This is a genomic window from Micromonospora sp. NPDC092111, from assembly GCF_044755745.1.
Taxonomy (GTDB): domain Bacteria; phylum Actinomycetota; class Actinomycetes; order Mycobacteriales; family Micromonosporaceae; genus Micromonospora.
In genome coordinates, this window is the sequence record NZ_JBIVRQ010000016.1 from 15,095 (window position 1) to 40,987 (window position 25,893).

A 25,893-nucleotide genomic window follows, 5' to 3' on the forward strand; every position below is an offset into this window, starting at 1 on the left:
GCATCCGGCCTCGGCCGCCGCGCTACGCCCGCCCGGGGTCGTCCTCGCGGGTCCGGCTGCGACGACGCAACGCCGCCACGGCGAGCAGCACGACCAGCAGCCCGGCGAGCACCAGCGGACCGGCGGTGTCCAGGGTCGCCACCAACGCCCGCTGGAGCCGGGCCGCGCCGACCACCACCGGGTCGCCGAAGGCGTCGTACCGGCCCTGGGCGAGCCGGACCTCGTACCAGCCGTACCAGGCGACGTAGCCGCCGGCGACGAGCAGCACCAGGCCGCTGAGCCGGGGCATCCACGCGGCGACGCCGCGCAGCCCGGCCACCACCCGGCCGCGCAGCAGCGCCACGCCGAGCGCGGCCACCGCCACCACCAGGCCCATCCCGATCGCGTACGCGACGAAGAGCGCCAGCCCGCGCAGCGTCGAACCGGCCCGCAGGCTGGTCACCACGATGGCCAGGAACGGCGCGCTGGCACAGCTCAGCGAGGCCAGCGCGTACGCCATCCCGAACAGCGCCATGGACGGCAGCGAGCGGGTCAGCCGGGGGGCGCGGGCCGCCGGGCCCGGGGTGGGCAGCCGCCGACCGGCGAGCAGCCAGCAGCCGAGCGCCAGCAGGCCCAGCCCGAGGGTCACGGTCAGCCACGGCAGCCGGGGGCGCAGCCAGCCGGCCAGCGGCGCCACGGCCAGCCCGAAGGCACCGAAGACGACGACGTACCCGCAGGTCAGGCCGGCCGCCGCGGTGAGCGCGCGGCCGATCGCGCCCCGGGTGTCCGCCGGGCCGGCGACCAGCAGCGACAGGTACGCCGGCAGCATCGCGAACCCGCACGGGTTGACCGCGCCGAGCATGCCGGCGGTCAGCGCGAGCAGCAGCGGGCCGGTCATCAGCCGGCCAGCGCGGCGACCCGGCGGGTCAGTTCCTCACCGTCGAGGAAGCCCTGGTGGACCACCTTCCCGTCCCGATCGATGATCAGGAAGGTGCTCTGCTCGACGATCTCGAACCGGCGCCAGAGGGCGCCCGCCCGGTCGTCGAGCTGCGGGGTGCCGGCGAGGTCGAACTCCGTGACGAAGTCCTTCATGGCCTGCTGCTCGCCCAGGCCGGCCACCCCGACGATCGGCACGGTGTCCCGGTAGTTGGGGGCGATCTCGGCCACCGACCACGCCTGGCTGGCGCAGGTGGCGCACCAGGGCGCCCAGAACCACAGCACCACCGGCCGGCCGGCCAGGGTGGCGGCGGAGAACGCCGCGCCGTCCAGGGTCTTCCCGGTGAACCGCAGCACCTCGGGCACGGCGGCAGGTGCGCCCGGCCCGGCGGGGGTGCCGGCGGGCAGCGGCGCGGCGGTGCCGACCGGGACGGCGACCTCGGCGGCCGGCTGCCCCGGTGCGGGACCGACTGCGCACGCCGAACCGGTCAGCAGGGCGCCGACCAGCACGGCGGTGGCGGCGAGCCGGCCACCCGGTCGGCTGTGCGGGTACGACGACCGCATCCGCGTCTCCTCTCGGTGGGCTACTTGGCCTCGACCAGCCGCAGCGCGAGTTCGGGGCAGACCTTCACCGCCTTCATCGCGCCCTCCTTCAGCCAGGTCGGCACGGGGGTGGACGGGAACGCGGGATAGCCGTTGCCGTCCAGCCGGATGAAGTCCGGCACGACGTGGGCACAGAGCCCGTGCCCGTCGCAGCGGGACCAGTCCAGGGTCAGCTTCCGGGGGTTGGCGTCCGGGGCGCCGGGCAGCCCCATCACGCCCTTGACCCGCTTGCCGCAGCCCTCCCCGGTGGTGTGCTGCTTCAGGTCCTCGGCGAAGACCTCCATCGCCGAGAGCGCGAACCGGGACGTACCGTCGGGGTGGCTGCACGCGCCGCGACCCTTGACGTCGCCGGCGGCGGCCCGGACGACCTCCACCGGCGCGCTGCCGGAGACCGCCAGGTCGACGGCGCGGGCCAGGTCGGGCAGGCCCCGCTTGCACGGCCCGCACTGGCCGGCGGACTCCCCGGCCAGGTAGCGGACCACCTGCGCGGCCTCGCCGAGCGGGCAGGTGTCCTTGCCGAGCGGGACGATGATGCCGGCGCCCAGGGTGCCGCCGACCTTGGTGAGGCTCCTGCGGGTGACCTCGGCCCGCTGCGCCGCCTCCCAGGTGATCCACCGGCCGTGGTAGCCGCCCATCAGGATGCCCGGCCCCTCCGGCACCTCGCAGAGTTCGAGGATCTCCCGCAGCGGGGTGCCGGCGGCGCACTCCACCACCGCCGGGCGCTTGGCCTGGCCGGTCACCGTGAGCAGCACGGTGCCGGGTTCGTCGTCGGTGCCGAGCGCGGCGTACTCGTACGGGCCGAGCCGGGCGGCGACGGCCACCTGGGAGTACGTCTCGGCGTTGGAGAGCAGGGTGGGCAGGTTGCGCACGCCCGAGTCGCTGGACCGCTTCTTGGTGCCCGGCGGGATGTGCGGCAGCCCGTTGATGCCGTTGACCAGCGCGCCGCCCTCGCCGGAGATGAACCGGTGCGGCACGGTGACGATGCTGGTGGGCACCGGCATCCGGCGTTCGGCGAGGGCCTCGGTGAGCGAGTCCCGGCCGACCAGGTCGTCGGCGACGCAGAGCACGATCTCCTCCGCGTCCAGCGCGTACGCGGCCAGCGCCGCGCCGTCGAGGATCAGGTGCGGCGCCCGGGTGAGCAGCACCTTGTCCTTCCAGCTCGCCGGCTCCCCCTCGGTGGCGTTGACCACCACCACGGCCGGGAGGTCCTGCCGTTCGCAGGACTCCAGCACCGCCTTGAACTTCCGGAAGAACGGGAAACCCGCGCCGCCCTTGCCCTTGAGCTGGATGCTCTCGGCCAGCCGGAGCAGGTTGGCCGGTTCCATCGGCCCGATCGGGCCGTGCGTCATCTCGTGTGCCATCAGGTCGAGCCGGCCGAACTCGGCGAACCCGGCGGTGAGCCGGGGCTCCCCGACACAGGCCACCGGGGGCACCTTGGTCCGCATCACTTGGCCTCGCCCCGCAGCCCGGCCCAGTACGCCCCGTCGACGGCGTCCGCGTTGGCCTTGCCCTTGCGCCGGCCCCGGCCCTCGCTGGTGGCCCGCATGGCCCGGCGCGAGGCCAGGTCGACCAGGGTCGGGGTGTCGTCGACCGGGAGGTCGTCGGCGACGTACCGGGCCGGCGGTCGCCAGTAGTCCGGCTCCTCCGGCACGTCCTCCTCGACACTGTGCCGGCCGGACCCGCTACGCGGGACGGCGGAGATCGGCTCGGCCGAGACGGGCTGGCTGGACTCCCAGCGGCGCGGGCTGTCCCACGGCTCCTCGGGCTCCTCGGTGCGCCGTCGGGGCGGTGCCGAGTAGCGGGCGGCCAGGTCGTCGTCGTCCTCCCGGCGGGCCCGTCGGCCGGTGGAGACGGGGGCGACGTCCTCGTCGTCGAGCCGGGCCCGGCGGCCGGCGGAGACCGGCGCGACGTCGTCCTCGTAGCGGGCCCGCCGGCTGCCGGAGACCGGCGCGATGGCCTCGTCCCGACGGCGGCTGCCGGAGACCGGCGCGACGTCCTCGTCGGCCCGGCGGCGGGCGGCCGGTTCCAGGTCGCGCTCGCGGCGGGGGGCCGGCTCCGCCTCCTCGGCGTCGCGGCGACGGCCGCCCCGGACCGGTTCGCGCAGGGTGCCCGGCTCGGGCACCACCGGGACGGTGAACCGGTCGGGGTCGCGTCGCCGGGCGATGCCGGTCGGCCCGTTCCAGGCGGGCGCGAGCGCGGTCTCGGCCCAGCCGCCCCGGCTCTCCGTCGTCTCCTCGTCCTTCCGGCGGCCGAGCCCGCCGAGCAGCGACCGGCCCTTGCCCTCGTCGGTCGCCTTGGCGGTCATCGCCTTGTTCAGGGCGGCGGCCTGCTGCTGTTCCCGGGTGCGCTTGCCGAGGTAGACGGAGAACCGCACCATCAGCGCCACCACCACCAGCAGCACGCAGGCCAGGTAGCTGAGCACCACCCAGGACTGCGCGGTACGGCCGGCGTTGAGGCCGTGGACCAGGGCGAAGGGCCAGGAGACGTACGCCAGGGAGTGCAGGCTGCGCCAGAACCACTTCGGGCCGACACCGGCGAAGCGGACCCGGACCAGGCCGGTCCAGAGCACGCTCACCATGAGGAAGGCGGCCACCGTGCCGAGTCCGACGTAGAGCCCGCTGCCGCCGATGAACGGGACCAGGGCGTCGGTCGGGCCGGCCCGGCCGATCGCGACCTTGGTGATGACGTGGAACACCAGGCCGGCGATGCCGAGGATGCCGGTGGCCCGGTGCGCGGACTGGAGCAGCACCCGGTGCCGGATCAGGAGGACCAGCCGGTCGGTGGCGAGCAGGCCCATCATCACGGTGAGGCTGAGCGACACCAGGGCCACCACGCCGGCGAAGAACTCGGTGAAGAAGAAGCCGTACGCGTACATCGCCGCGCCGTTGCCGGTCATCTCCACCCCGGCCCAGAGCAGGCCCAACGCGGACCCGACCATCAGCGCCATGGCGGACTTCGACACGGTCCGGACACCACGGCTGCTGGTGGTGGTCCGGACGGTCGCCGCCTTCTCGTTCTGCTTTGCCCGGGCCATCTGCTCCTCGATCGTCTAACGGCGGCGCCACCACCGGCCGACCCTGCTCCCACCTCCAGTACGGACGTCCGGCGCGTACGGATCAGTGTGGGTGGCGAATTTCTCGACGGATCCGTCGAACCGTCCCGCCCCGGCGCACGTGTAGCGCCCAGCGCAACGACGCATGTACATCCGTTGACAGCTCCTGCAATACGCTTGTAACCTTTCCGAAAATTTTCAGCCCCGACTGCAAGAACCCGTCAGTCGGAGCCCTCCCCCGCGCTGCCACCATCCCCCCGACCCCCAGGAGTACCGATGCATCGACGTCGATGCCGCTCGGCGATCCTCGCCCTCGGCGCGCTCGCCGGTCTGCTCGCACCCATCGCCGTGGCGGCACCCCCGGCCGCCGCCGCGCCGTCCGGCACCAAGAAGGTCATCGCCAACCTCTTCGAGTGGAACTGGCCCTCGGTGGCCACCGAGTGCACCACCGTGCTCGGCCCCAAGGGGTACGGCTACGTCCAGGTCTCCCCACCTCAGGAGCACGTCAAAGGCAACCAGTGGTGGGTGGCGTACCAGCCGGTCAGCTACCGGATCGAGTCGCGCAAGGGCACCCGCGCGCAGTTCCAGTCCATGGTGAACGCCTGCCACACGGCCGGGGTCAAGGTGATCGTCGACGCGGTGATCAACCACATGTCCGGCCAGGACGCCGGCGGCACCGGCTGGGCCGGCTCGACGTACGGACACTACGACTACCCGGGCATCTACCAGACCCAGGACTTCCACCACTGCGGTCGCAACGGCGGCGACGACATCGCCAACTACAACGACCGGTACGAGGTGCAGAACTGCGAACTGGTCAACCTGTCGGACCTGAAGACCGAGTCGGACTACGTCCGGTCGAAGATCGCCGGATACCTCAACGACCTGCTCTCCCTCGGGGTGGACGGGTTCCGGCTGGACGCCAGCAAGCACATGCCGGCGGCCGACATCGCCGCCATCAAGGGCAAGCTCTCCCGCTCGGCGTACCTGGTGCAGGAGGTCATCTACGGCGCCGGTGAGCCGATCCAGCCGACCGAGTACACCGGCAACGGCGACGTGCACGAGTTCCGGTACGGCAAGGACCTGGCCCGGATGTTCAACAGCGAGCGGCTGGCGTACCTGCGGAACTTCGGCGAGGCGTGGGGCTACCTGCCCGGCGGCTCGGCGGCGGTCTTCGTGGACAACCACGACACCCAGCGTGAGGGCGGGGTGCTGACCTACCGCAACGGGGCCGCGTACGCGCTGGCGAACGCGTTCATGCTGGCCTGGCCGTACGGCTCGCCGACGGTGATGTCGAGCTACACCTTCGGCAACAAGGACCAGGGGCCGCCCTCGGACGCCGGCAACAAGACCCTCAACACCACCTGCTACTCGGGCTGGGAGTGCGAGCACCGCTGGCGGGTGGTGCAGAACATGGTCGGCTTCAACAACGCCACCCAGGGTGCCGCGGTCGCCAACTGGTACGACAACGGCTACCAGCACATCGCGTTCAGCCGGACCGGCAAGGGCTACCTGACCATCAACGACGAGGACGCGGCGGTCAACGGCCGGTCGTACTACGCGGGGCTGCCCGCCGGCCGGTACTGCGACGTGATCCACGGCGACTTCAGCGGCGGCTCGTGCACCGGGCCGGTGGTCACGGTGGACTCCGCCGGCTGGTTCGCCGCCAACATCGCCGCACACGACGCGATCGCCATCCACGTCGGAGCCAGGCTGTCCTGACCCGCACCGACCCTCGGGGCCCTCGTCCGGGGCGAATCACACCGGACGAGGGCCCTGCCGCTTAGAGTTGTTTGGTGCTTTTCGACCGATTGAGTCAGCGCAGGGGGCGCGGCCCGCTCGCCGCCGTCCTCGGCGTACCGGCGCTGCTGGTGCTCGCCCTGCTGGTCGGGGCGGCGCTGCGGCACGACGCGCCCGCACCGGCCCGGCAGGCCGCCGCACCACCGGCGCCCACCACCGACGCCGCCGACCCGACGGTGCCGGCCGCCGCGCCGGCCCCCGCCGGCCTGCCCGTGATCGACTACGACCCGGCGCCCGCCGGCTTCCCGGCCGACCCGCACCCGCTGGACGTCACCCCGCTGACCGAGGGGCTCACCCCCACCCGGAAGATCGCCGCGTACGACGCACCGGGCGGACGGCCCCGGGCCCTGCTCGCCCCGACCATCAACGGCGTCGGGCTGACCATGCCGGTGGTGACACGCCGGACCGGCTGGACGGCCGTCCTGCTGCCCTCGGCCAGCCGCCGGGTGGCCTGGCTGCCCGAGGGCGGCTGGACCGGTGCCGCCCTGCGCGACCAGATCGTGGTGGAGCGCCGGGCGCACCGACTCACCTGGTACCGCCACGGCCAGCCGCTGCGCTCCTGGCCGGTCAGCCTCGGCCAGCCCGGCCAGGCCACCCCGCTGGGCCGGACCTTCATCCTCGGCCGCACCCCGCCACCCGAGGAGGTCTACGGCGGGGTGGACGTCTTCGCCCTCGGGGCCGTCCCCGACGACCCGGACGCGGTGCCCACCGGCCTGCGGGGCGCGCACATCGGCCTGCATAGCTGGCAGGACGACGACACCCTCGGCCAGGACGTCACCAACGGCTGCATCCGGCTCACCCGCAGCGCCCAGCGCGAACTGCTCGCCGAGGTTCTCCCGGGCACCGAACTGGTCGTCGTCGACAGGCTCGCCACCCCACCCCCCACCGGGACACCTGCGGCCCGGGGGAATCGGGCGGCGTCCGGAGGGTAAGCGGCGGCGTCCGCGCGTACACGACACCGGGGAGGACACCATGGCAACCGCGCCGACCGGACGGGTCGACACGATCGTGCTGATCCACGGGCTGTGGATGACACCGCGTAGCTGGGAGGGCTGGGCCGGCCGGTACCGCGCCCGTGGCTTCCACGTGCTCACCCCGGCCTGGCCGGGCCTCGACCGCGAGGTGGAGGCGCTGCGCCAGGACCCGGGGCCGATGGCCGGGACGACCCTGGGTCAGGTGATCGACCACTACGCGGCGGTGGTCCGCGACCTGCCGCACCCGCCAATCGTGATCGGCCACTCGTACGGCGGGCTGGCCGCCCAGGTGCTGGCGGACCGGGGTCTCGGCGCGGCCACCGTGGCGGTCGCCCCCGCGCCGGTCAAGGGGGTGCTGCGACTGCCGATCAGCACGCTGCGCGCGGCGTACCCGGTGTTGCACAGCCCCGCCAACCGGCACCGGGCCGTGCAGATCAGTCCGGACGAGTTCCGGTACGCCTTCGGCAACACCCTGCCCCCGGACGAGTCCGACCGGGCCTGGCAGCGGTACGCCGTGCCGGCGGTCGGGCGGGTGCTCTTCGACGGGGCGTTCGCCAACCTCGACCCGCGTTCCGCCGCGACCGTCGACACCGGCCGGGACGACCGGCCGCCGCTGCTGCTGATCGCCGGCGGCGAGGACCACGTCGCCCCACCCTCGCTGGTCAAGGCGAACGCGGGCCTCTACCAGAAGTCCCGGGCGGTGACCGCGTACCACGAGTTCCCCGGCCGGTCGCACTTCACGGTGGGCGCGCCGGGCTGGGAGGCGGTGGCCGACTACGCGCTGGAGTGGGCGGTGGAGACGACAAGTACGTCGGTATCGGCAGGAAGCACCCCCCGCCGCTGAGTCAGGTGACGACGAACCGGGTCGGCTCGCCGAGCACCGCTGCCGCCCGGTCGACGTCCGCGAGACGAGCGGCGAGGGTGGCAGCGGCCAGGCGCCTCGGCAGTGCCGCGCTGAACTTCAGACCGCCGAGGGCCTTGTCATGGATCTCGGGCAGGCAGAGACGGTCAGCAGCGTCGGCGGTGGCTACCCGCCAGGAAGCGGGGGTGACGTTCTCCCGCAGTCGGATGCTGCAGTCATCGAAACGCTCGACCGGATCGATCACCTCGCCCAGAGTGGCGGCGAGTGTGGCATTCGCCCGGAAGCCCGCCCAGGTCCACCAACGCAGATCGCCCTTCCTGTCGGGAACGATGAGGGTTCCACCCGGGTGTACGACGTGCAGCTTCTCCTCGCGTTCTCGTGCCAATCGCTCCGTTGCCCGACGGGTGAGTGCTATCGGAGGCTCCGCACCGAGCAGCACCTCACGAACTGCCCGGACCAACTCGAAATTGAGGTACGCCCACCCTCCACCGGACCAGCGGGCTCGTCCGCCGCTGTCGGCGGCCTCGACGAAACACCGCCGGCGACGCCAGTCGATGTAGGTGACCCGCCAACTCCGCCCGCCGAGCAGGAGTCGACGCTCACCCTTGACCTCCTCGGTGAGGAGGCTGGGATCGATCCGTCCCAACTCGCTGCGGCCGAGCAGCACGGTGAACTCGGGGGGGCCGGTGAAAACGGCCGTCATCTCCATGAAGTGCCGCCGGCCGAAGCGTTCCTCAGCAGCCGGTCCGATGAACAGCATGCCGCCGTCCTGATCGAGGTAGCCCTGCTCGACCAGATGTCGGACGATCGGCTGGGCTTTCCCCTCGAAGGGCTGGAGCCCGTTCCAGGCGTGCGCCCACAACTGGTCACCGACCTGGTGTTCCTGTAGGCACAGGGCGAGAATCTGTTGGGCGACGATGTGTCGGGGCTCGGGCGGCGCGACCACCGGTTCGACCCACCCCCGTGACCAGAGCAGCAGCAGGGCAGCCGCCTCGACCAGCGCCTTTCCGCTCAGAGTGAGGAAGAGACAATTGCGGCTGCTCCCCGAGCGTCGTCCGGTCCGACCGAGCCGTTGCAGGAACGACGCCACGGTGGCTGGCGCGTCGATCTGGATCACCCGATCCAGGTCGCCCACGTCGATGCCCAGCTCAAGCGTGCTGGTGGAGACGATCACGCAGTCTCGGGCCGCACCGAACGCCTGTTCGGCTCGACGGCGTTCGTCGGCGGACAGTGACGCGTGCGAGAGAAAGGTGGTCACCCCTTTCTCCCGCAGTAGCTGACCGAGTTCTTCGACCGTCTGCCGGGATTCGCAGAAGACCAGCCGTTTCTCGCCCCGGTGCAGGCCAGAGATCACCGTGGCGGCGTTGGCCAGCGAACCGACGTAGTCCAGCACGATGTCGCCTGGTGGTGCCTGGTCGACAGCGACTACCGTTCCGGGTGCCACCACCTGGGCCGGACGGAGACTTGCCCCCGAGCCCTGCAACCAGGTGAGCAGCTCTCGCGGGTTGCCGACCGTGGCGGAGAGTCCGACCCGTTGCAGCGGCCGACCGGCCAGGCGGGCCAGGCGTTCCAGTACCGCGAGCAGGTGCCACCCTCGGTCGTCCCCGGCGAAGGCATGCACCTCGTCGACCACGACCGCCCGCAGGCCGGAGAAGAAGAGCCGGTGGTCGACCTTCGTACTGACCAGCATGGATTCGAGCGATTCGGGCGTGGTGAGGAGGAGGTCGGGTTGCTCGTGGAGCATCGCCCGTCGACGCGAAGCGCCGACGTCCCCGTGCCACACCCCGGCCCGACGGCCGAGCCAACCGGCGTACCGCTCGATGCGCGGGTGGAGGTTGTTGAGTAGCGCCTTCAACGGGGCCAGGTACAGCACGGAGGTGCCGGTCCACCGCTGTTCGGCCATCCGGGTGAGCAGCGGAAAGAGCGCAGCTTCGGTCTTGCCACCGGCGGTCGGTGCCAGTAGCAGCGCGTCCAGGCCGTCGCTGACCGGCGAGATGGCGGCCCGCTGCAACTCCCGCAGGTCACGCCACCCGAGGGTGTTGACGAGGTGGTACACCAGGACCGGGTCCAGGTCCGCCGGCACCTCAGATCGACAGTTCGATGTCGTCGACAGCGGAGGCGGCAGGGGCGGCAGGGGAAGCAGCGGCGTTACGTTCGACCTCCGTCAGCTCATCGGCCCGCAGGGTCATCTCGTAGTGCCGCCGTGGGTCCCAGTCGGCGAACTGGTCCACCCGGTCGAAGACGTCCGCGACGAGCTTCTTGAGATACACGCGGGGCGCGACGCCGACCTGACCACCCAGCGCGCCGGTGACGGCCCGCGCCAACGTGACCAGATACTCGTCGTCCACCCGTGCGCTGACCTGCCCGCTGGCGTAGATGTCCCGGACCCGGCGGCCGAGTTCCACCAGGGCATCCACGGTGAATCCGGGTAGCCGCAGTTGGGTGGCGCGCGGGTTGTCCCAGCGGGGGTCCGGACCGAAGTCGGTGGCGAGCCGCTGGGCGAGTGGGGCGAGTCGTTGGACGCCCTGGGGTCCGTCGAAGAACGCGGGGGTCCCGGTGATCACCAGCAGCAGGCCGGGGAAACGGTCCGCGTGGATCTCGTCGATGAGCTGCCGCAGCGCGTTCAGGGCCTTGTCACGTGCGTCGGAGCGCACTCGTTGCAGGGTCTCGACCTCGTCGAGCACCAACAACAGCCCTTGGTGGTTGCTGTCCCGAAGCACAGTGAGCAGGCCCCGGAGAAAGCTCAGCGCGGCGTAGTGGTCGAGGTCTCCCTTGACCCCGGCGGCCCGGCGGGTGGACGCCGCGACGTGGGGCTGCCCGCCGAGCCAGGCCGCCAGCCCTTCGGCGACGCGGTGGTCTCCGGCGGCGGTGGCGGCCCGGTAGCCGCGCAGCGCCGCGGCGAAGCCCGGGGTGCTACGCGAGATGTCGCCGAGCCGGCGTTCCAGCAGTTCGCCGACGGCCCGCTCCAGCGCATCGGCGTCGTCCTCGGCGGCCGAGCCGGCGGCGAGCACGTCCTCCTCCAACGCGAAGATCCAACCGTCGAGTACGGGCCGGAAGGCGCTCGGTGCGAACTGTTCGGTGCCGAGGTGCTCGACCAGCCGTCGGTAGACGGTTTCCATCCGGTGCAGGGGCGTCTCCAGTTCGGAGATCTGCACCTCGGCCGAGGCGAAGCCGCGCCGCTTGGCGTGCTCGGCCAGCCACCGGGTGAAGAACGTCTTGCCGGCGCCGTACTCGCCGCGTACGGCCTTGAAGACGCTGCCACCGCCGGCTACCCGCTCGAGATCCTCGTCGAGGGCGGCGGTGAACCGGTCCAGCCCCACCGCGAGCGCGTCGAGTCCGTTGGTCGGGACGACCCCACGGCGCAGCGCGTCGATGATGTCCCGGCGACGACGGGCCGACAGCTCGACCGTCACCGCGCCTCCAGTTCGAACTGCTCGATCAGCAACGCCCGGTTGAGGTGAACCGTGCGGCCGTCCGGGTCGAGGGTGAGAACCGGGTAGCCCTCGACCTGGAGCAGTCGACGCAGGGCGGTGACGGTTCCGGTGATGCGGTGGGCCGGAATCCCGGCGCGAGCGGCGAGTGTGTCGAGGGTCGCCCGGTCCCCTCCGGCGAGCAGGGTGCCCAGCAGCGAGGCGACCCGCTCCTGCGCCAACGGTGTCCTCGGGTCGCGTCGTTGGGCGTACCGTTCGCTGGCCAGCAGGGCGGCCACCAGGTCGGGCGGGGCCGGTGCCGGCGGCGGGACCTGGGCAGCAGGGACAGCTGTCAGGTCGAACAGGCTCGCGGGCTGTTGTTGCTCCACGGGGCGGCGTGGCCGACGCCGGTTCGTGGTGGCGGATGCCGACGGGGGCGACGGTTCGGCCAGTGGTTCCCGCCACCAGTCGGGGCTGGCCACCGGGCCACCTGACCAGCCCGACAGGGCGGCATCGTCGCCGGCGGTCAGCACCAGCAGCGGGATCACCGCCTCCGCCGGTGCGGCACCTCCGTGGTAGCCGGCCTTACGCGGCCCGTACCGGACCTCCTCCCGCCAGGGCAGGATGATGCTGCCGTCACCGAGCGCCACCCGGCTGCCGGACACGGCGACCTCGGCGTCACCGGCCGGTTCGGTCGCCGGACGCCACCGGTTCTCGCTGCTCGTGCTGGGCAGGACGATCGACTCCGGCCCCCGGTCGACGACGTGCCCATGGTCGGAGACCACGACCACCACCCGGTCGGCGGCGGAGGCCAGGAGGTCACCCACTGCGGTGATGGTGTCCTCGCCCCAGACGGTGACGCCGGGCTCGCTGCGGTCGAGGGCGTCGTCGATCGTGTTGATCACGGCGGCGATCACCGGCGTCGCCGGATCGTTGAGCGCGGCCAGCACCTCGGAATCGAGCGCGGCCCCGGCTCCGGCCCGCAAGGCCGCCTTGTGCAGCAGCCGGCCGGTAGGGAAGCGCTGCTGGAATGCCGTACGTTCGGCCTGCTGCCGACCGGCGGCGATCCGCCCACTCAGCAGGCTGCACCGGCTGGCCTCGGTGACGGTGGGCAGGGCCGCCAGCACCCCGGTGCGGGGTCCTCCGTCGGGGGTGAGTTCCAGCCAGGTGCCGGTACGGGTGATCGACTCTGCCAGTTCGGTGGCCGCCGCCACGCCCATCCCGTCCAGGACGAGCAGCAACACCCGTCGGCCCTGATCCAGGATCGGCTGCACCACCCGGTCGAGCACGTCCTCGACGCGCAGCAACGCGCCCGGTGCCGTCTCGGCGCTGGTGGCGACGGCGAGCAGGGTGGCGAACTGCTGGTCGTGCCGGCTTCGGCGGGCGTCCACGGCCCGGTGCAGCAGCCGGTACGCCTCGGCGACCTGCGGGTCGGCGTCACCGGCGAAGAGGTCGAGCCGGGCCCGGTCGACCCAGCCGTCCTGGCGCACCTGCCGGTGCAGCGCGTCGAGCAGGGTGGCCGGTGGCGGGCCGTCCGGGCTGCCGAGCCAGCGCAGCAGCCGTACGGCCATCCGGGCGGTTTCCAGCCGACGTGGTTCCGCGGCGCGGTGCGCCTCCACGGTGGCGAGCGCCGACTGGGCGCGGGCGACGGCAGCGGGCAGCGCCGTCCCGCCAGCCGGTACGGCCAGCCGTACGGCGTCGGCGAAGGACCGTAGCCGCTGGAGGAACCCGCTGGGCAGGACAGCGGACGCGCCGAGTAGCCCGGTGATGCCGATCTCGGCGGCGATGTTCTCGGCGCGGCGGAGCATCCGCATCGCCTCGTCGCGACCGTCGTCACCGGAGTCGACGGTGCGGTAGACCCACGCCTCGGCGGCCCGGTGCAGGGATTCGGCTTGCGGCGGGTCGAGCCGCAGTCCGCCGAATCGTGGTTCGAGCCGGGTCCGGCCGATCGCCGCCGCCACTTCGGCGGCCCGATCGCTGCCGGCGGGCCAGAGCAGCCCGGCGAGCAGCCCCAGCGGGATGACGTCCACTCCGTGACCGGCCCGTACGGCGGCCATGATCGGCACGGCGACGGGACCGGCGGTCCGGACGAGGTGTGTGGTGATCCCTTCGGCGACGTCGTCAGGGAGCGTGCTGAACCCCAGTTGTCGGCACGCGTCGGCGCTCCACTGGACCAGGCCGCTGTCGTCGAGTTCGGCGGCGGGCAGGCTGAGGAGTTCCGCGGTGAGGCTGCGCAGGGCGTGGTCGCGGGTGAGGATCGCGCCGGGTGGGGCGGGCCAACCGTCGGCGGGCGAGTAGTCGGTGAGGGCGTCGGCGACCCAGCGTCCGACCCGGACCAGGGTGGGGTCGAGCGCGGTCACCCCGCCGAACAGTTGCCGGACCAGGTCCCACGGATCGATCTTGCGGACTTTCTGCCTGCTGAGGTGGGCGAGGAGCCCGTCGCCGAGTTCCGAGTCGGTCAGCTCGGTCAGCAGCACCAGGCGTTCACCGTCGACCCGGTCGTAGAGGGCGGCGCGGGCGGCCAGCGGCGTATGGCAGGGGACGACCCGCACCTGGCGGCCGTTGATGCTCAGCACTGGTTCGGTCGGCCATTCGGGACGGGCGGTCAACGCGATGACGTACGCCGGATCATCCTCGCCCAGCCATGCCTCGACCTTGCGCCGGACCGCGTCCGGCTGGGCCACGCTCACCGGAACGCTCATGTTCCCGCCTGCCCGCGTCGGACGCCGAGCACCTGGCCGGTCACCGGATCTCCCAACTGACGACGACCCGTCGCCCGGCGGAGATCTCGGCCGCGATCTCGGCGGAGACCTTCTCCCAGGTGTCGGCGTCGGTGACCTCGCGCCGGGTGGCGAGCACGCCCGGCCCGGGATCTGCCAGAGCAGTACCGCCCGACCCGACGCCGACGGGCCGGGCAGCCGCACCGTCGTCCGGGCGGGTACCGGTCGGCAGCCCGGCCACATCGTGGCCGGTCGGCGTCCTCGGCGGCGGCACGGCGGAATGATCCGTGGTCGCCGCACCCGAGGCCAGCCCTCCGGGGTCCGTCGTGGCCGAGGCCGATCGCACCACGGGGTCGGTCGCGGCGGCGGTCGGATCGGCGGGTGCGGTGCCGGGTGCCGCCGCCGGTGCGGCGGCGAGCAGCGCCGCCGCCGCGTCGACGGCCGTCTGGAGCGCGCCGACCAGATCCTGTCCGTGCTGTTCGTGTCGGGCGACGGCACGCAACTGTCCGATGATGGTGCGGGCCTGGTCGTCGTGGGCCGCGCGGGCGGCGATCGCCCGGAGCATCGGCCATTGGGCTCGGACCAGCACGCCGCTGATCTCTGCGGCGTCGCTGAGCACCTCACCGACGGCCTGGTCATCGACGTCGCCGAGGTCGGCCCGTGCGGTGGTCTCGACCAGCACCACGTCGTCGCGCTCGGCAGCCATCTCGGTGACGAGCCGGGCCGCACGCCGGGCGGTGGCGAGCCGGCCGGTGGTGGCGGCGGAGTCCAGACCCAGCTCCTCGGCGTGAGCTTCGAGCGCCTGGACGAGGTCGACGGCTGCTCGCTGCCGTACCTTCGCCGACTGCCGTAGCGTGCCGGCGAGTTCGCCGAGGTTGGCCGGGGTACGCCAGGCGGGCAGCACCGCACCGAAGAGCGCCGCACCCCGTCGCACCGCCTCGATCCAGGCGTCCTCGTCGGGCATCGGGGGGTGCCGCAGCTCCAGTTCGTCCCGGACGAGGGCGAGCTGGGTCACATCGACCTTGCCACCGCGCTGGTACCAGGCGAGCTGCTGTTCGAGTCCGAAGACCATGATGATCAGGTTTTGCAGTTCCCGGTCGAAGCCGAACGCCGCCGGCTCGTCGATGAGACGGCGCAGCACGTGCACCGGGAAGTGGTCGGTGTAGCCCTCGTTGGCGGCGGCCTGGAGCAGGTGCTGGCTCCACCGGCAGGTGGAGGTGTTGAGGACGTACCGGCCGTCGGTCAGTTCGCCGAGGCGCAGGTTGTTGCAGACCCGGCGGAGGGTGCGCTGGTCGGCCGGGTTGGGCACGCTGACGCCCCGGGCCGGGTCGGCGGCGGCCTGCTTGGCGTACTCCAGGATCTTGGTCAGTTCGCCGCGGGTGATCGGCTTCTCGTCGTCGGGCAGGGCCGGTCGGCCCGGGTAGGACCAGGTGAGCAGTTCCCCGGTGAGGTTGGTGAACGCTTCGGCGAGGGTGCCGCCGCGCGGGTCGCCGACGTGCAGGCCGTCGGCGAGGGTGTGCAGGACGCCGATGCTGTCGTCCTGCACGTCGGTCCCGCGTGAGGTGGCCGACCCGTACGCCTGCATGAGGGCGCTGATCAGCGAGCCGCGAAGCTGGGTCTGGCGCTGCTGGAGGTAGACCCGGCCCTGTTGCCGGTCGGCGAGCGGCCAGTCGGCGGCCAGCGAGTTGAGCCGGTCGCCGCTGCCGTTGCCGAGCAGGTAGTTGATCCTGGCGAGCTGGCCGACCTTGTCCATCAGTTCGTCGGTCAGATAGAACGGCAGCCAGAAGACCGTCCGGGAGCCGCGTTCCAGGCTCTCGATCCGGGAGCGGTCGGCGCTGCGTTCGAAGCGCTGCGGGTCGAACGGGTAGTCGATGATGATCCGCCACGCTTCGCCGCTGGCGAGCAGCGCGGCGACGGGCATCGTGTCGGTGTCGCGGACGTTGCCGAACTTGACCTGGACGGTGTGCGACCGGCCCCGCCAGGCCCGGGAGTAGAGCAGCTCACCGAGCTGGCCCTCGCTTCCGGTGATGCCCATCTCGGCGGTGACCAGTTCCCGGATGAGCTGCTGCCGGACGCCGGTGGTGGTGGCCTCCCCCTCGGGGACGAGGTCGAGCAGCTTGTCGTAGTCGACGGTGTGCAGCTTGAGGGAGACCACCGGGTCGGGGGTGGTGGTGAGGTGCAGTTCACCGGCCGCGTCGGCGACCCGGTTGAGCCGGTTGAGCACGATGGTGCGTTCGTAGCCGGGGATGGGCGAGCTGATCGAGCCGAAGTTGAGCGCGTGCAGCTTGCCTGCGGTGAGGTTGTGCAGGGCGGGCACGTCGGGCACCAGCGCGCCGAGCAGCACCGTCTTGATCAGCTTGTCGTCGAGCTGGAACTGCGGGTGGGTGGCGGCCTGCTCGGCTGCGATGCCGTTGAGGTGCAGCAGGATCGGGCGCAGCTTCTGGGTGTAGAGGGTGCGGGCGGATTGGAAGAGCTGCTTGAGCTTGGGTCGGTCGGGCAGTTCGCCGTGCAGCACCAGCGGATCGAAGAGGGCGGCCACCCCGATCAGGTCGTTGACCCGCAGGGTGTCCCGGCGCGCGACGAGCAGCTCGGTCATCACCTTCAACGCGGTGCGTTCGCGCTGCAACGCCTGGGAGAGCGCGACGAGGGTCGCCACCAGCGCGGGCGAGAAGGGGTAGAGCTTGCGGAAGGCGGCGGCGTCGGAGCCGATGCCGGCGTCGCCGTACTGCGCGCCGAGCAGCAGCGCGTCCCACACCTCACGGTTGCCCCGGACGGCGGCGAAGGCGTTGTCGAGCACCGCCCGGCCGTCGCCGATCGGCTTGAGCAGCCGCCGCTCGGTGATCTCGGGCAGGTTGGTGTCGGCGAGCGCGATCTCCCCGAACCTGCCCTGCACGCTGCGCATGACGTGCGCCAGGGCTTCCCGTTCGGTGCCGCCGACCTGCGGGCCGAGGAAGTCCTCCAGGTTGCGCTGCCGGGCGACGAACGAGATCAGCGGTAGCGGCCGGGTGGCGTCGGCCGACTCGACGAGCTTGTTGAGCTTGGCGCCCTCGGTGTTGACGAAGGTGTGGTCGCTGATCTTGGTGGAGAGCCAGAGGATCAGCTCGTCGAGGAAGAGCACCAGGGCGTCGTACCCGAGGGACTTGGCGTGCCGGGTGATCACGGCGAGGCCGGTGTCCAGGTCGAGGTACTCCCCGCTGCGCACGGCACCGGTGAAGAAGGCGCTGGTCAGCGCGCTGACCAGCCCGTCACGCTGCTCGGTGCCGGGGGCTGCCGCCGCCGCGTCGGCGTAGCTGTCCGGTGTCCAGCCGGCGGCCCGCGCCATCTGGGCGGCGAGCCCACCGCCGCCTGCCGGTGCGCCGCCACCGTCGCGCAGGGCGGCGAAGAAGGCGTCGTCGCCCATCCGGTCGCGCAGCCGCGCGGCGTCGTCGAGCAGCGCATCCGACCGGTGTACGGCGGGGACCGGCGCGTCCGGGTGCAGCGCGGTGATCTGGTTGAGGTAGCCCTCCAGGATCGCCTGCTCGACCGAGCGGGCGTCGAGCATGTGGAAGGTGAGGGTGAGCAGCTTCCGGTCGCGCAGCCAGGGGTCGGCGGCGAGGACCGGCTCGGCCAGCCCCCGCACCTCGCGGGCCTCCGGGTTGTGCGCCAGGATCTCCCGCAGCACCGCCATGAAGTGCGACTTGCCGGAGCCGAACGAGCCGTGCAGGAACATGGCCTGGGAGCGGCCGGTGGTGACGGCGTGCCCGACCCGGCGCAGCGCCTCGGCGAAGTTCTCCCGGAGCTGGTCGGTGACGACGTACCGGCGCAGGTCGGCACCCTCGGCGGCGCGGACGACGAAATCACCGTCTCCGACCGAGGTCGGAATGTCGATCACGTCCCGCAGCAGGGTCATCGCCGCTCCTCGCACTCACTGCTCCCCGTCACCCCGGCGTCACCGGAGACCCGACGATCCTATGTCCGAACGATTCGGACAGGCATTCCGCCTGTTGGACGCTCGTGGCATGGCGGGACGGCGGACCGGCAGCGGGCGGCGGTCACCGCCACGGACGCCGCCGGGAGCACTCGCCGTCGTGGTCGGGGCGGAGCAGGCAGCGCCGACCGCCGGTCAGCAACCGGTCGCAGAACACCCAGTGGCGGACGTTCTGGTCGTCCTCGGCGGAGACGGTGGTGCCGCCCGGGTCGGTCTGCGGCAGGACGTGCGTCCAGTGCGCCACCACCCGGGCCAGCCGCTGCGCGGAGAGCAGGTCGTTGGCGACCACCGGCAGGTGGATGACGAAGCGCTCGGTCACCGGTCCCACTCCCGCTCGTTGCGGGCGTGCGTCCGCTTGGCCTGCAGGTGGCACAGTGCGATCCTGATCCGGCTGGTCTCCCGACGGCTCTGCCCGAGCGCGTCGTAGACGGTGGCCAACTCCTCGGCGACCTGGTCGAGGAACTCCCGCACCTCCTGCGGGTCGAGCCCGCGCCGCCCGAGCGGTGCCGGCCGGAACCGCCGCTCCCGCACCTGCCAGGGCAGCAACCGACGGGGTACGGCCACGCGGCGCTCGATCGACACCTGCACCGGTCGTCGGCCGCCTGGAATCCGGCGGCGGAAGAAGTCGCGCATGACAGGACCTGCCTTTCATCGAGATTGACCTGTGGAGGGGTGGGTCCACCGGCCCGCCGCGCACCGGCGGACCCGCCCCGGCACCCACCACCGCAGCCCCGATCAGCAGTACGACAGCAGGGCACACATGGCCGCTGAGCAGCGAGAACTCCACAGTGACCGCAGAGGCAGTCAAGCACTACGTCCAGATTGAATGCAACGTCTAACAGAACTCACTCTCTGGAGATCTGACCTCCGAAATCAAACACTCAGTGACGCGTCTATTGTTTCTGATACAGAATTAGCGTCTAATTGGACGGAGCACACGTCAGCCATGACTGAACACGGAGGCACCGGTGTCACAGGCGGTAGCGGGATCGACGATGCTCCGGCGACAACTCGGAAGAAAACTCGAAGCCCTCCGCAAAGCTGCCGGGCTGACGATGGAACAAGCGGCCGAGCAACTGGACCGGGCGCGGGCGACCCTCTACCGGATCGAAAACGGCGCTGAGAACGTCCGCTTTCGCGCGGCGGACGTCAGGGAGATGCTCACGCTCTACGGTGCGAGCGACGAAGACACCGAACTGGTGCTCGCCATGGCAGCCGCCACCAGGGAGAACAAGAACTGGTGGCACGACTACATCGGCTCCGGCCTGCCCCGCTGGTTCCAGCTCTACATCGGACTCGAAGCTGCCGCATCCAGCATCCGGAAGTACCAGCCCGAACTGGTGCCCGGCCTACTTCAGACGCGCGCCTACGCGCAGCAGGTCTTCCAGATGCCCGGCGGGTCGATCGACGCCGATGACCGTGACGAGCAGCAGCGCGCGATCCAACTCCGAGTGGAACGACAAGGGCTGCTCACCCGGTTCGCCGCACCACAACTTAGCGTAATCATGAACGAGGCAGTGTTGCGTCGTCCGGTCGGCAGCGCCACGATCATGGTCGAGCAGCTACACCAGATCCTGAAGGCTGCGGAACTACCGAACGTAACCGTACGTGTGCTGAAATTTTCTGCGGGATTGCATGCCGGGGCGATGACCGGACAATTTTCGATCATGGACTTCCCCCTCGACGGAGGCGGCAAGGAGGTAGAGCCACCGGTGACTTACCTTGAGGCCGCAACCGGGGCTATCTATCTCGACAAGCCGCACGAGATCTCCGCCTACAACAGCATCTGGGCCGATATGGCAGACCGAGCGTTGAACGAGTCCCAGTCCAAGAGTTTCATCCGGCAGATCGCAGAGGAGTACGCCCGTGCCTGACCTGACCGATGCCATCTGGCGCAAGTCCACCCGAAGCAACAACGGCGGCGACTGCGTCGAGGTCGCCGACAACCTTCCCGCCGTCGTCGGGCTCCGCGACAGCAAGGACCCGACCGGCCCCACCCTCACCTTCGCCCCGAACGCCTGGGCAATCTTCGTCCAGGGCATCAAGCAGCAGCCGTCCCAAGGCTGAGCGGGACCGGCCGAGCCCGGCTGCCCTGCCACCCGATACGGTGCTGGTTGACCAACGGGACGGGTCCGAAGGGCAGCACGGGTAGTGAGCGAGTACCAGTACTACGAGTTCCTGGCGGTCGATCGGCCGCTGACCGCCCACGAGTTGGACCAGGTGCGGTCGCTGTCGACCCGGGCTCGGATCACCTCGACGAGCTTCGTCAACACCTATGAATGGGGCAGTTTCCGGGGCGATCCGCACCGGCTGGTGGCGAACTACTACGACGCCTTTCTCTACTTGGCCAACTGGGGCACCCGCCAGCTCATGATCCGGCTTCCCGCCGGCTCACTTGACCTGGCAACCGTGCAGCGGTACTGCGATTCCGAGGCGGCATCCGCCCGGAAGGCCGGCGACCGGATCGTCATCGATCTCACCGACGATGACGAGGAGGGCGAGTGGGGGTGGGACGAGGACGGGGAAGGACGACTCGCCTCGATCATCCCGGCCCGCGCCGACCTGGCCGACGGCGACCTGCGGCTGCTCTATCTGGCCTGGCTGCTCGCGGTGGGGCGACACGAGATCGAGGACGGCGAACCGGAACCGCCGGTGCCGCCGGGCCTGGGCACGCTGCCCGCGTCACTGGCGAGCCTGGTGAAGTTCCTGCGGATCGACACCGACCTGCTCGCCGCCGCCGCCGAGACGAGCCCGCCGCTGACCCGGTCGGAGCCGCCCCCGGCCGAACTGCGCCGCTGGCTGCACGGCCTGCCGACCGGCAAGAAGGACGAACTCCTGTTGCGCGTGATGCACGACGGGGACGTACCCGTACGGGCAGAGTTGCGGCGGCGGTTTCGGGCCGCCCACCCTGCCGGCGCACCGACGGACGACCCGGCCGACACCCGGACGGCGGGTCAGCTCCGCAAGGCCGCCGGTACACGGTGGACGGAACGTCAGCGCGTCGCCCAGCAACAGCGCGCCGCCGAGCAGGGCCGCCAGGAACGCGCCGAGCAGGCGGCCCGCGAGCGCCGCCTGATCCAACTGGCCGCCGCGCCGGAGCAGGCGTGGCAGCAGGTGACCGCGCTGATCGAGACGAAGAAACCACGCGAGTACGACGCCGCGGTCAAGCTACTGACCGAGCTTGCCGCCCTCGGCGAGCGCGACGGCCGGCAGCCGGAGTTCGCAAAGCGGGTCCAGCTACTGCGTCAGGCACACCAGCGCAAGCCCAGCCTGATGGACCGTTTCGACCGCGCCGGCCTGCCCACCGGATAGGCCCCACACACCGTCACCGCCGCCAACCACTCGCTGCCGTGGTCGGGCCGACCACCGGGACAGCACGGGAACGCCGATCAGTTCACTGCCGTGACGGTCGCGGGCAACTCCGAGAATCGGGCGGCTCTCGTCCAGGCCGCGTCCCGCCACTGGCAGTGTTTCAACACCTCGGCCGGATCGTCGGTGGTGCTGAAACCCATGAAGCGATCGTCGTCGGTGAAGTGCAGGAACGCCACCACCTGCGAGTCGAACAGCCAGAAGTCGTACTGCGGCAGGGTCAGTTCAGCCGCCCGTTCGCGTTCGAGATAGCGGATGTCCTCGCCCACCGCCAGGTTGTGCGGTGTCACCGAAATCTCGAACCGAAGGTAGTCGCTCGGCGGCTCGTCGATGACCCGGACCCGCTCCACCCTCTTGCCCGTCGACGTCTCGGCCTGCATCAGATCGAGCCACGACCGAAGCCACTCGATCCCCGGATCTCCCCCGGCAAGGAACGTCTGGAACGACTCGTCCTCGGACGGCAGGCCGTATGAACGGCGGACCTCCAGCTTGAAGGCAGCGTGGCAAAAGTCCTCGAAGAGGCGTTGGAAAGCGTTCGGCTCGGTGATAAGCAACCCCATCTCCATCCGTCTTGTCAATCCAGGGGTTCAGTTCACCGGGAACAACGACGACCCAAGGCAGCCCGATGCGGCACTCGCCCCTGCCGGCAGACGTGACCGGCCCGCCGGTCCAATCACGGAAGTTCGGGCACACCCCGCAACAGGGTCAGTGCCGACCGGTCGGAGCTGAGCTGCGACAACTCGCCGTCGATGAAGGTGGTGAAGAAGGCGGCCGGTGATCCCATGTAGGCCGGTTGCTCGTCGGTGTGCCACTGGTGCAACCACGGCTCGATCTCCGCCAGCCCGGCGAGCAACGGCAGCAGCCGGTGCGCCGGCCACGCCTCCTGCGTCTTGCGGTCGAGATAGACGGTGGCGAGCGCCTGCGCCTGCGCCAGGTGGTCCCATCCGGCCCAGCCGAGCAGCCCGCTGCCGTCGCTGTCCCGATCCGCCTGCGGGTAGGAGATGAACCGTTCCTTCGGCACGTCGAGCTTCCCGCGCGCCCTCCAGAACGACGGCCGGGCGAAGTCCGCCGAGGTGTACTTCGGCGGCACCTCGATCGTGACCTGCTCCCCCGCGTCCTCCCGGCGCTGCAACGCCCACGTCCGCTCCCACTGCGCCCGCTTGCGCAGCCCGGACGGCTTGTACCGCTGCCCCGGCAGGTAGGGCACATGCTCGTCGGCGAGCAGCGTGCCCAACGTCCGGGTCAGGTCGTAGCTGTCGTGCCCGACCCACAGATCCAGCACCGCCCGGAAGTCCTGATCGGCGCGCAGACGGTCGGCGAGCTGCGCCACCGACAGCGGTGTGGGCGTTGCATCCCACAACTCGGGGGCCTCCAACCGGTCGAGCAGCCAGTCCCGCAGCGCGGCCGACTGCATCTTCTCCCACCCGTCGGTGGACCAGCGCCGCTTGCACTCCGGCCGCTCGATCAACCCGATGTGCCGGTTGGCCCCGATGGCGGCGATCCGCCGCTCCACCAGCGCCCGGTACTCCGGCGGCCACTCCGCCTTCGGCCGGTCGATCGGCTTGGACCCGTGCCGGTTGAACCACTCGGTCCGCGCTCCACTGGTGTGCAGCACGATCTCGAAGGCCCGCTCCCCCAACGCCAACTCCGGTGGGTTGTCGCAGGTCAGATCCTCGTCGATCAGCCCATAGAGCCGGTAGACCTCCCAGTCCAACTCCTCCTGAAGCGCGATCATCCGCGCCCGCACGGAGTGGTACTCCGCCTCAGCCTCCGCGAGCCGCTGCCGACTGGGCACCCCCGAAGCGGCCACCGCCGCCGGGCTCAAGCTGGACAACCGCTGCGCCAGCGAGTCAATCTCCCGCGCCCTCCCCAACGGGTACGTCTCCGGCAGCGGAAACTCCTCCAGCTTGGTACCGGTGAACTCCCACCGGTCCATCCACGCCTCTGGCTGGATTCCTCGACCGATTCCGCTACCCGCCTTACTCTGACTGACCTGCTTCAGCCAGAAGCAGGCGGTCGAACTGTTCAGCACCCCGAGCAGCCACAGGTGATCGTCCTCCGTCGCCCCATCCGGAAGCGTAATCACAGTCACCGAATGCTTGTTCACGCGCCCTGAACGATCCAAACAGAAGCTGCTATGGGTGGCAACCAGAGGAAATGATATCACCAGCGGAGCATCGATCTTCGACTGGTATACTTCACGCCATTCGAGCCAGGATACACCTCGGTCGCGAAGAGATACGCTGAAGCGCTTCCGTAGATAGAGCACCTCTCTCAACCCCCAGAGATACCGCCTGGTCTTTTCGATGAGAACTTCATTAAACGCACACCCATCGATATATGGCGAGATCAGCCAAACCGGCCTTTGAATTAACCAATCGCGAATCTCGGACCCCTCGACCGCAGCTTCCAATCTATCTACCTTGGAACGCACAGCACGATTATCTTCTGCAAGATAGGCCGAATCCTCTCCCGTGATTACCGCCAATCCCATTTCCGAGATAGCGTCACCGAGACGCGATCCCCCCCACCTCAAGGCCATCATGAGGTCAATCGCGCCACCACCAGCAAGACTCCAGGGATGAGTTGCAAATTGGGCACGAGGCAAATCAGTGACACCCAACCAATCGGACTCAGATCCGGGATGGTCAACCTGGTCTACAATTGCCTGCCAGACAACTCCTTTCGGTCGATTACTTCCGTTTGACGGCTCCCCACGCAACCCGAGAACGGCACGCAGGGTAGACGAACGGCGGGTTCTTTTAGCCCGCCCAACCAAGATAACGGTTGGCGTGCCGTGATGCGGGATATAGGCACCGGAGGTGTCGATGACTTCGGTCAACTCGACTTCGTGGGCGAAGTAGTTCTCGATGAGTTTCTTGCCGAATTCTCGTTTCATGAAGGCGTTGCCGGTGATCTGGCCGACGTAGCCCGCGCCGTCTCCGTCCTGGTCGGACCATTTCGCCAGGTCGAAGAAGCGCTTGGCGAACGGCACCGTCAACGCGTACTGCCGGTGACAGACGGTCTTGTAGATGCTGCGGTAGAGGCCGTTGCGGGCGCTGTCGGCGACGGTGATGTAGGGCGGGTTGCCGACCACCACCGTGTACTGGTTCTCCGCCAGGTAGTCCTTGAGCAGATCGGCGTCCTCACTCTCGTACGCGAAGATCTGCTTTTGCTCCTCGGCCCCTGCCTCGCCGCGCTCCGCCAGTTGCGCTTCCAGCACCTTCATCAGGTCGCCCTGGGCGCGCGAGCTGAACGCCCCCCACGGGAGCAGGGAGTCGCCGGTCGCTACCCGGATCGGCCAGGCGGGGGTACGTTCCAGTTTGGTCAGCCCGCATGCCTTCATGGCGGCGATCAGCAGCCGGAAGCGGGCGATCGCCACCGCGAAGGGGTTGATGTCGACGCCGGTGACCTGGCCGAGTGCCCGTTCGGCGAGCACCCGCACGTCGGTGGCCGGCTCGCGGTCCTGCCACTTGCGCAGCAGCCGGTGGAACGCGCCGAGCAGGAAGTGGCCGGAGCCGCAGGTCGGGTCGATGACGCTGGTGGAAGGCAGGCCGAACTCCTTGACCGCCGGCTCGAAGGTGCGGTCGAGGATGAACTCCTCGACGAACTCCGGGGTCTGCAACAGCGCGTACGTCTTCTTGGCGTGCATCGACATGTCCTGGTAGAGGTCACCGAGGAAGCGGGTGTTCAGGTCGTCGCGGCGCAGCGACTCCTGCCCGGCCCCCCGGCGGAAGAAGTCGCTCAACTCCTCGGCCGCCGGGCCGGAGATGTCGAACCGCCACACCGGGTTGTGCTGGTCGAAGATCTTGCCGGTGGCCTTCAACCCGGCCAGATACCGGAACCCCTGCCGCAGCCAGTCGCGGTCGTTGTCCCGAAAGTTCTTGATCAGGTACGCCTGCCGGTGCTGCACCGCCCGGTCGGCCGGCGCGGCCGGATCGGCACCGCCGATCCACAGCCCGTCGACCAGTTCGTTGTCCTCGCAGAACCGGACGAACACGCAGCCCAGCACCCAGGCCACCGCCGCCTGGTCGAGCACGTCGTCGAGCCAGGTCTCGAAACTCGCGGCGACCCGCTCGGCATCCTTGGCCTGGTCGTGCTCCCGGCGCAGCTCCGCCCGCAGGCCCGGCGCCTCCGCGACCTGCCCCCGCAGATCATCCACCAAGGTCCTGACCTGCGCCTGCAACGCCTTCAGCTCGATCACCGCCAGATTCTATGGTC

18 protein-coding genes are annotated in these 25,893 nt (G+C 70.6%); 6 read left to right on the forward strand and 12 right to left on the reverse strand.

The genetic code is table 11. The annotated features are described in order from the left end of the window. Window positions 1-22: 22 nt before the first annotated feature. Genes ACIQG9_RS24850 through ACIQG9_RS24865 form a run of 4 tightly spaced genes read right to left on the reverse strand, consistent with a single transcriptional unit; the run spans window position 23 to window position 4,480 of the window. Window positions 23-877: a cytochrome c biogenesis CcdA family protein gene (locus tag ACIQG9_RS24850; RefSeq protein ID WP_400406728.1), complete on the reverse strand. Its 855-nt coding sequence runs from the start codon at window positions 875-877 to the stop codon at window positions 23-25. Further along, window positions 877-1,479, reverse strand: coding sequence for a redoxin domain-containing protein (locus tag ACIQG9_RS24855; protein WP_400406730.1), 603 nt, complete (start codon window positions 1,477-1,479; stop codon window positions 877-879). Before ACIQG9_RS24855 ends, ACIQG9_RS24850 begins: the two co-directional genes overlap by 1 nt. A 20-nt stretch (window positions 1,480-1,499) precedes the next feature. Then, on the reverse strand, window positions 1,500-2,966 hold the full coding sequence (locus ACIQG9_RS24860) for an NADH-ubiquinone oxidoreductase-F iron-sulfur binding region domain-containing protein (RefSeq protein ID WP_400406733.1): 1,467 nt from the start codon (window positions 2,964-2,966) through the stop codon (window positions 1,500-1,502). Then, a complete protein-coding gene (locus tag ACIQG9_RS24865; RefSeq protein ID WP_400406735.1) occupies window positions 2,963-4,480 on the reverse strand; it encodes a hypothetical protein in 1,518 nt (505 codons plus the stop codon). Before ACIQG9_RS24865 ends, ACIQG9_RS24860 begins: the two co-directional genes overlap by 4 nt. A gap of 366 nt (window positions 4,481-4,846) precedes the next feature. Between ACIQG9_RS24865 and ACIQG9_RS24870 the strand changes: the two genes are divergently transcribed. The 3 genes from ACIQG9_RS24870 to ACIQG9_RS24880 all read left to right on the forward strand — a co-directional run bounded on the left by ACIQG9_RS24870 (window position 4,847) and on the right by ACIQG9_RS24880 (window position 8,188). Continuing rightward, the gene (locus ACIQG9_RS24870; RefSeq protein WP_400406738.1) at window positions 4,847-6,292 is read left to right on the forward strand and encodes an alpha-amylase family protein; all 1,446 of its coding nucleotides are present in this window, start codon (window positions 4,847-4,849) and stop codon (window positions 6,290-6,292) included. Window positions 6,293-6,366: 74 nt separating this feature from the next. Continuing rightward, complete coding sequence (locus ACIQG9_RS24875) at window positions 6,367-7,302, forward strand: L,D-transpeptidase (protein WP_400406741.1); 936 nt, start codon at window positions 6,367-6,369, stop codon at window positions 7,300-7,302. A gap of 40 nt (window positions 7,303-7,342) precedes the next feature. Then, window positions 7,343-8,188 (forward strand): alpha/beta hydrolase, encoded by an 846-nt coding sequence (locus tag ACIQG9_RS24880; RefSeq protein WP_400406743.1) that lies wholly within the window; start codon window positions 7,343-7,345, stop codon window positions 8,186-8,188. A 1-nt stretch (window position 8,189) separates the two neighbouring features. Here the strand turns inward: ACIQG9_RS24880 and ACIQG9_RS24885 are convergent, their stop codons facing one another. From ACIQG9_RS24885 to ACIQG9_RS24910, 6 genes are all read right to left on the reverse strand, one after another. Further along, a complete protein-coding gene (locus ACIQG9_RS24885) occupies window positions 8,190-10,289 on the reverse strand; it encodes a DEAD/DEAH box helicase (RefSeq protein WP_400406745.1) in 2,100 nt (699 codons plus the stop codon). A gap of 1 nt (window position 10,290) precedes the next feature. Further along, complete coding sequence (brxD, locus tag ACIQG9_RS24890; RefSeq protein ID WP_400406747.1) at window positions 10,291-11,619, reverse strand: BREX system ATP-binding protein BrxD; 1,329 nt, start codon at window positions 11,617-11,619, stop codon at window positions 10,291-10,293. Continuing rightward, window positions 11,616-14,318 carry a BREX-2 system phosphatase PglZ gene (pglZ, locus tag ACIQG9_RS24895; RefSeq protein WP_400406749.1) on the reverse strand — a complete coding sequence of 901 codons (2,703 nt, stop codon included), beginning with the start codon at window positions 14,316-14,318 and terminating at the stop codon, window positions 11,616-11,618. Before pglZ ends, brxD begins: the two co-directional genes overlap by 4 nt. A gap of 40 nt (window positions 14,319-14,358) precedes the next feature. Beyond that, a complete protein-coding gene (locus ACIQG9_RS24900; RefSeq protein WP_400406752.1) occupies window positions 14,359-18,225 on the reverse strand; it encodes a phage resistance protein in 3,867 nt (1,288 codons plus the stop codon). A 142-nt stretch (window positions 18,226-18,367) separates the two neighbouring features. Continuing rightward, window positions 18,368-18,622: a hypothetical protein gene (locus ACIQG9_RS24905; protein ID WP_400406755.1), complete on the reverse strand. Its 255-nt coding sequence runs from the start codon at window positions 18,620-18,622 to the stop codon at window positions 18,368-18,370. Further along, window positions 18,619-18,936, reverse strand: coding sequence for a DivIVA domain-containing protein (locus ACIQG9_RS24910; RefSeq protein WP_400406757.1), 318 nt, complete (start codon window positions 18,934-18,936; stop codon window positions 18,619-18,621). Before ACIQG9_RS24910 ends, ACIQG9_RS24905 begins: the two co-directional genes overlap by 4 nt. Before the next feature lie 362 nt (window positions 18,937-19,298). On the opposite strand from ACIQG9_RS24910, the gene ACIQG9_RS24915 reads away from it, so the two are divergent. From ACIQG9_RS24915 to ACIQG9_RS24925, 3 genes are all read left to right on the forward strand, one after another. After that, a complete protein-coding gene (locus tag ACIQG9_RS24915; protein WP_400406921.1) occupies window positions 19,299-20,177 on the forward strand; it encodes a helix-turn-helix domain-containing protein in 879 nt (292 codons plus the stop codon). After that, window positions 20,170-20,370 carry a DUF397 domain-containing protein gene (locus ACIQG9_RS24920; RefSeq protein WP_400406760.1) on the forward strand — a complete coding sequence of 67 codons (201 nt, stop codon included), beginning with the start codon at window positions 20,170-20,172 and terminating at the stop codon, window positions 20,368-20,370. The genes ACIQG9_RS24915 and ACIQG9_RS24920 overlap by 8 nt, the downstream gene beginning before the upstream one ends. Window positions 20,371-20,454: 84 nt before the next feature. Then, on the forward strand, window positions 20,455-21,615 hold the full coding sequence (locus ACIQG9_RS24925; RefSeq protein ID WP_400406763.1) for a hypothetical protein: 1,161 nt from the start codon (window positions 20,455-20,457) through the stop codon (window positions 21,613-21,615). A gap of 77 nt (window positions 21,616-21,692) precedes the next feature. Here the strand turns inward: ACIQG9_RS24925 and ACIQG9_RS24930 are convergent, their stop codons facing one another. Both ACIQG9_RS24930 and pglX read right to left on the reverse strand, forming a co-directional pair. Next, entirely contained in the window at window positions 21,693-22,226 is a 534-nt protein-coding gene (locus ACIQG9_RS24930; protein WP_400406765.1) for a DUF6879 family protein, read from the reverse strand. Between the two features lie 119 nt (window positions 22,227-22,345). Next, window positions 22,346-25,876, reverse strand: coding sequence for a BREX-2 system adenine-specific DNA-methyltransferase PglX (pglX, locus tag ACIQG9_RS24935; RefSeq protein WP_400406767.1), 3,531 nt, complete (start codon window positions 25,874-25,876; stop codon window positions 22,346-22,348). Window positions 25,877-25,893: the final 17 nt, after the last annotated feature.

Coding starts and splice junctions, on each gene's coding strand:
- ACIQG9_RS24850 (WP_400406728.1), bottom strand. CDS start 877: ATGACCGGCCCGCTGCTGCTCGCGCTGACCGCCGGCATGCTCGGCGCG.
- ACIQG9_RS24855 (WP_400406730.1), bottom strand. CDS start 1,479: ATGCGGTCGTCGTACCCGCACAGCCGACCGGGTGGCCGGCTCGCCGCC.
- ACIQG9_RS24870 (WP_400406738.1), top strand. CDS start 4,847: ATGCATCGACGTCGATGCCGCTCGGCGATCCTCGCCCTCGGCGCGCTC.
- ACIQG9_RS24880 (WP_400406743.1), top strand. CDS start 7,343: ATGGCAACCGCGCCGACCGGACGGGTCGACACGATCGTGCTGATCCAC.
- pglZ (WP_400406749.1), bottom strand. CDS start 14,318: ATGAGCGTTCCGGTGAGCGTGGCCCAGCCGGACGCGGTCCGGCGCAAG.
- ACIQG9_RS24900 (WP_400406752.1), bottom strand. CDS start 18,225: ATGACCCTGCTGCGGGACGTGATCGACATTCCGACCTCGGTCGGAGAC.
- ACIQG9_RS24910 (WP_400406757.1), bottom strand. CDS start 18,936: ATGCGCGACTTCTTCCGCCGCCGGATTCCAGGCGGCCGACGACCGGTG.
- ACIQG9_RS24915 (WP_400406921.1), top strand. CDS start 19,299: ATGCTCCGGCGACAACTCGGAAGAAAACTCGAAGCCCTCCGCAAAGCT.